The 6,023-nt window shown below is 53.7% G+C and carries 6 protein-coding genes; 5 read left to right on the top strand and 1 reads right to left on the bottom strand.

Going from position 1 to position 6,023, the window contains the following annotated elements; genetic code table 11:
* Positions 1–73 precede the first annotated feature (73 nt).
* The 5 genes from oppA (at position 74) to oppF (ending at position 5,634) form a co-directional block, all read left to right on the top strand.
* Positions 74–1,711, top strand: a complete 1,638-nt coding sequence (gene oppA / locus ACLQ7H_RS24935) for an oligopeptide ABC transporter substrate-binding protein OppA (RefSeq protein ID WP_411754982.1) — start codon at positions 74–76, stop codon at positions 1,709–1,711.
* An 82-nt stretch (positions 1,712–1,793) separates the two neighbouring features.
* Positions 1,794–2,714 (top strand): oligopeptide ABC transporter permease OppB, encoded by a 921-nt coding sequence (gene oppB / locus ACLQ7H_RS24930; protein ID WP_021181231.1) that lies wholly within the window; start codon positions 1,794–1,796, stop codon positions 2,712–2,714.
* 15 nt (positions 2,715–2,729) lie between these two features.
* Positions 2,730–3,635: an oligopeptide ABC transporter permease OppC gene (gene oppC / locus ACLQ7H_RS24925; protein ID WP_025119243.1), complete on the top strand. Its 906-nt coding sequence runs from the start codon at positions 2,730–2,732 to the stop codon at positions 3,633–3,635.
* Positions 3,636–3,646: 11 nt separating this feature from the next.
* Positions 3,647–4,639 (top strand): ABC transporter ATP-binding protein, encoded by a 993-nt coding sequence (locus tag ACLQ7H_RS24920; protein WP_065685690.1) that lies wholly within the window; start codon positions 3,647–3,649, stop codon positions 4,637–4,639.
* Positions 4,636–5,634: a murein tripeptide/oligopeptide ABC transporter ATP binding protein OppF gene (gene oppF, locus ACLQ7H_RS24915; protein ID WP_411754981.1), complete on the top strand. Its 999-nt coding sequence runs from the start codon at positions 4,636–4,638 to the stop codon at positions 5,632–5,634. The genes ACLQ7H_RS24920 and oppF overlap by 4 nt, the downstream gene beginning before the upstream one ends.
* Before the next feature lie 60 nt (positions 5,635–5,694).
* Here the strand turns inward: oppF and ACLQ7H_RS24910 are convergent, their stop codons facing one another.
* Complete coding sequence (locus ACLQ7H_RS24910; RefSeq protein ID WP_021181235.1) at positions 5,695–6,018, bottom strand: HI1450 family dsDNA-mimic protein; 324 nt, start codon at positions 6,016–6,018, stop codon at positions 5,695–5,697.
* Positions 6,019–6,023 lie beyond the last annotated feature (5 nt).

The raw sequence follows: 6,023 nt of genomic DNA, 5'->3' as shown, positions 1-6,023 counted from the left end.
AACAACCACCCGGTTAACGGGCTACGCAGCTCCCACGACGGAGTTGTGATAATAAAAACTGGAGTTTATACACATGACCAACATCACGAAGAAGTCCCTGCTGGCAGCAGGCATTATTGCGGCGCTAGGCTTTACGGCGGCAGGAACTGCTTTTGCGGCCGATGTGCCAGCGGGCGTACAGCTGGCAGACAAGCAGGAAATCGTCAAGAACAACGGTTCCGAAGTACAATCCCTTGACCCGCACAAGATCGAAGGCGTGCCTGAAAACAACGTCACTCGCGATCTGATTGAAGGTCTGGCGAATAACAGCCTGGACGGTTCAGTGGTGCCGGGTGTCGCAGAAAGTTGGGATAACAAAGATTTTAAAGTGTGGACCTTCCACCTGCGCAAAGACGCCAAATGGTCGAACGGTGAGCCGGTGACGGCACAAGATTTCGTGTATAGCTGGCAGCGTTTGGTCGACCCGAAAACGGCTTCTCCTTATGCCAGCTATCTGCAGTATGCCCACGTGGAAAACGTAGATGACATCATCGCCGGTAAAAAAGACAAATCGACGCTGGGCGTGAAGGCCATCGACGATCATACCTTCCAGGTGACGCTGACCGAACCGGTGCCGTATCTGGTAGAAATGACTCCGCACTATGCTATGAAGCCGGTGAATAAAGAAGCGGTAGAGAAGTTTGGTGAGAAGTGGACCTTGCCACAGAACTACGTCAGCAACGGCGCATACAAGCTGAAAGACTGGGTAGTTAACGAACGTATCGTGCTGGAACGTAACCCGCAATACTGGGATAATGCGAAAACTATCATTAATAAAGTCACCTTCCTGCCGATCGCTTCAGAAGTCACCGACGTTAACCGCTATCGTACCGGCGAAATCGACATGACCTATAACAACATGCCGATCGAACTGTTCCAGAAGCTGAAAAAAGAGATCCCGAACGAAGTGCACGTCGACCCTTACCTGTGTACTTATTATTATGAAATCAACAACCAGAAGGCACCATTTACCGATGCTCGCGTGCGTGAAGCACTGAAGTTGGGAATGGATCGCGACATTATCGTCAATAAGGTGAAAAACCAGGGTGATCTGCCAGCTTATGGCTTTACTCCTCCTTACACAGACGGTGCCAAGTTGACCCCGCCAGAATGGTTTGGTTGGACACAGGACAAGCGTAACGAAGAAGCCAAAAAACTGCTGGCCGAAGCCGGTTATGGCCCAGGTAAACCGCTGACCTTCTCGCTGCTGTACAACACCTCCGATCTGCACAAGAAACTGGCCATTGCCGCTGCGTCTATCTGGAAGAAAAACCTGGGTGTGGACGTGAAGCTGGTGAACCAGGAGTGGAAAACCTTCCTCGATACCCGCCATCAGGGCACCTATGACGTGTCACGTGCTGCCTGGTGTGCTGACTACAACGAACCAAGCTCCTTCCTGAATATGATGCTGTCCGACAGCAGCAGTAACACCCCGCACTATAAGAGCGCCGAATTCGACAAGTTGATGGACAACGTGTTGACGGCGAAAACCAAAGAAGAGCGTGCCGACCTGTATCAGAAAGCTGAAGTCCAGCTGGATAAAGACTCTGCGATCGTGCCTGTGTACTATTACGTGAATGCCCGTCTGGTGAAACCTTACGTGGGTGGTTACTCTGGCAAAGATCCACTGGATAACGTTTACGACAAAAACCTGTACATCATCAAACATTGATGCGGCAAGGGCTGGTGGCACAGGTCACCAGCCCATTTTACGACTATAAGCCGTTATCAGGCTGAAGCACAGGGCTAGGGCAATGCTTAAATTTATCTTTCGTCGCTTGTTAGAGGCGATCCCGACACTATTTATCCTTATCACCATCTCTTTCTTTATGATGCGCCTCGCACCCGGCAGCCCGTTTACCGGTGAGCGCGCGCTGCCACCCGAAGTGTTGGCCAACATTGAAGCCAAATATCACCTTAACGATCCGATCTGGAAGCAGTACGGGCACTATTTGGTGCAGCTGTCGCAGGGCGATTTTGGCCCTTCATTCAAATACAAAGATTATTCGGTTAATGACCTGGTCAAGGCCTCGTTCCCCGTTTCAGCCAAGCTGGGTTTTGCCGCTTTTGTTCTGGCGGTGGTGCTGGGAGTGAGCGCAGGGGTTATTGCCGCGTTGAATCAGAACACCAAGTGGGACTATACGGTGATGGGGTTCGCCATGACCGGTGTGGTGATCCCCAGCTTTGTTGTCGCCCCTTTATTGGTGCTGATTTTCGCTATCACCTTGAAGTGGTTGCCCGGTGGTGGCTGGAACGGTGGGGCGCTGAAGTTCATGATCCTGCCGATGGTGGCGCTGTCTTTGGCTTATATCGCCAGCATCGCCCGTATCACCCGTGGCTCGATGATTGAGGTGCTGCACTCCAACTTTATCCGTACCGCGCGCGCCAAAGGGTTGCCGATGCGCCGCATTATTCTGCGCCACGCATTAAAGCCTGCGTTGCTGCCGGTGCTGTCGTATATGGGGCCAGCGTTTGTTGGGATTATCACCGGCTCGATGGTGATTGAGACTATTTACGGCCTGCCAGGAATTGGCCAGTTGTTCGTTAACGGCGCACTGAACCGAGACTATTCACTGGTGTTGAGCCTGACCATTCTGGTCGGCGGTTTGACCATCCTGTTTAACGCGATCGTCGACGTACTGTATGCCGTGATCGATCCGAAAATCCGTTACTAAGCTGGAGCACGCAAGATGTTGACGAAAAAGAACAGCGAAGCTCTGGAAAACTTCAGCGAAAAGCTGGAAGTTGAAGGGCGTAGTCTGTGGCAGGACGCTCGCCGCCGCTTTATGCACAACCGTGCGGCGGTGACCAGCCTGTTTGTGTTAGCGCTGATCACCCTGTTTGTGATCTGTGCCCCCTGGCTGTCGCAGTTTGCTTATGATGACACCGATTGGGCAATGATGTCCGCCGCGCCTAACCTGGAGTCCGGGCACTATTTCGGTACCGACTCCTCAGGGCGTGACCTGCTGGTGCGTGTGGCCATTGGTGGGCGTATCTCGCTGATGGTGGGGGTCGCTGCGGCGCTGGTGGCCGTGGTATTGGGCACCTTGTACGGTTCACTTTCTGGCTATCTGGGCGGTAAAACCGACTCGGTGATGATGCGTTTGCTGGAGATCCTCAACTCCTTCCCGTTCATGTTCTTTGTGATCCTGCTGGTGACCTTCTTCGGGCAAAACATCCTGCTGATCTTTGTGGCGATCGGCATGGTGTCGTGGCTGGATATGGCGCGTATTGTGCGCGGGCAGACGCTCAGCCTTAAACGTAAAGAGTTTATCGAAGCGGCGCTGGTATGCGGCGTGTCGACCCGTAATATCGTCCTGCGGCATATCGTGCCGAACGTACTGGGCGTGGTAGTGGTATACGCCTCGCTGCTGGTGCCGAGCATGATCCTGTTTGAATCCTTCCTCAGCTTCCTGGGGCTAGGCACTCAGGAGCCGCTGAGCAGTTGGGGCGCATTGCTGAGCGATGGGGCCAACTCGATGGAAGTTTCACCGTGGTTGCTGCTGTTTCCGGCCTGTTTCCTGGTTATCACTCTATTTTGTTTCAACTTTATCGGCGATGGCCTGCGTGATGCCCTCGACCCGAAAGATCGTTAAGGAGTGCAACCATGAGCATTAATTCTCAACCACAAAACGGACTGTTGCTGGACGTCAAAGATCTGCGTGTGACGTTCGGTACGCCAGACGGCGATGTTACCGCGGTGAACGATCTCAACTTCGATCTGCGTGCGGGTGAAACCTTGGGCATCGTTGGGGAATCGGGATCCGGCAAGTCACAGACGGCATTTGCATTGATGGGCTTGCTGGCCAGCAATGGCCGCATTGGCGGCTCGGCAAAATTCAACGGCCGTGAAATTCTCAACCTGCCAGAAAGCCAACTCAACAAGCTGCGGGCCGAAGAAATCTCGATGATCTTCCAGGACCCAATGACCTCGTTGAACCCTTATATGCGGGTTGGCGAGCAGTTGATGGAAGTGCTGATGCTGCATAAAAAAATGAGCAAAAGCGAGGCGTTTGAAGAGTCGGTGCGCATGCTGGATGCGGTCAAAATGCCGGAAGCTCGCAAGCGTATGCGGATGTATCCGCATGAGTTCTCTGGCGGGATGCGCCAGCGCGTGATGATCGCCATGGCGTTGCTGTGTCGGCCAAAGCTGCTGATTGCCGATGAGCCAACCACCGCGCTGGACGTTACCGTGCAGGCACAGATCATGACGCTGCTTAACGAACTGAAGCGTGAATTCAATACGGCGATCATCATGATCACCCATGATTTGGGCGTGGTTGCCGGGATCTGTAACAAGGTATTGGTGATGTATGCTGGCCGCACCATGGAATACGGCAGTGCCCGCGATGTGTTTTATCATCCGAGCCACCCGTATTCCATCGGCCTGCTCAATGCGGTGCCGCGTCTGGATGCCGAAGGTGAAGCGTTGATGACCATCCCTGGTAACCCACCGAACCTGCTGCGTTTGCCAAAGGGCTGTCCGTTCCAACCGCGTTGTCCGTATGCGATGGAGCAGTGCGCGAGTGCTCCGCCATTGGAGCAGTTTGGTGAGGGGCGCCTGCGCGCCTGTTTCAAGCCGGTGGAGGCGTTGGTATGACCGCAACCGATAAAAGAGTGCTGCTGGAAGTCACAGACCTGAAAGTTCACTTCGATATTCATGATGACAAGCAGTGGTTCTGGCAGGCACCTAAAACGCTGAAGGCGGTGGATGGTGTCACTGTCCGTCTGTTTGAAGGCGAAACGCTAGGGGTGGTAGGGGAGTCAGGCTGCGGTAAATCCACTTTCGCACGGGCAATTATCGGCCTGGTGAAGGCGACCAGTGGCCGCGTTGCCTGGCTGGGCAAAGATCTGCTGGGCATGAGCGATGCCGATTGGCGCAAGACGCGCAGCGATATTCAGATGATTTTCCAGGATCCGCTGGCCTCGCTGAACCCGCGTATGACTATCGGTGAGATCATCGCCGAACCGCTGCGTACCTATAACCCGAAAATGCCGCGTCAGGAAGTGAAGGATAAGGTCAAAGCGATGATGTTGAAGGTGGGCCTGTTGCCGAACCTGATCAACCGTTATCCGCATGAATTCTCCGGCGGGCAGTGCCAGCGTATCGGTATTGCCCGGGCCTTGATCCTGGAGCCGAAACTGGTGATTTGTGATGAGCCGGTCTCCGCCTTGGACGTGTCTATTCAGGCGCAGGTAGTGAATCTGTTGCAGCAATTGCAGCGCGAGATGGGGTTATCGCTAATCTTTATCGCCCACGATCTGGCGGTGGTTAAACACATTTCCGATCGGGTGCTGGTAATGTATCTGGGCCATGCGGTGGAGTTGGGAACCTATGATGAGGTCTATCATAACCCGCAGCATCCTTATACCAAGGCTCTGATGTCGGCGGTTCCGGTGCCGGATCCTGACAAGGAGAAGGAAAAGCAGATCCAACTGCTGGAAGGGGAGCTGCCATCACCAATCAATCCGCCTTCGGGCTGTGTGTTCCGCACCCGTTGCCCGATTGCGGGGCCGGAATGCGCCATAACGCGCCCATTGCTGGAAGGCAGCTTCCGCCATGCGGTATCGTGCCTGAAGGTTGATCCGTTGTAATGGGCTGATTTATAATAAAAAACCTGCCATTGGGCAGGTTTTTTTATACCGTTAACCGGCTTATTCTTTCCATAAAATGTGGCACAGCTTGTTATCTTTCTCGCGGCAGATCAGTACGCGGGCAAAGACATCGTTGATAGGCTCGCCATCGCTGTCCGCCAGGCCGATCACCACCTCGGCAAAGAAGTCCGGATTCAGATCGTAATCCACGTGTTCCTGCCAGTCCTCTGCCGGATCGTACAGCTCGGCACCACCGCGCTCTTCAAACTGTAAATTGAACAGCAAAATATCCGCGGGATCCAGATTGTCGCCAGCCAGCTCAAGGAAGATGTCGTAGGCTTGTTCCAGCGTTTCATCTTCGGTAAGGCGATTATTCAAGTCCATATAAA

The sequence above is a fragment of the Serratia sp. (in: enterobacteria) genome, assembly GCF_046715635.1.
Classification (GTDB): Bacteria; Pseudomonadota; Gammaproteobacteria; order Enterobacterales; family Enterobacteriaceae; genus Chania.
This window is presented reverse-complemented; position numbering and strand designations above follow the sequence as displayed.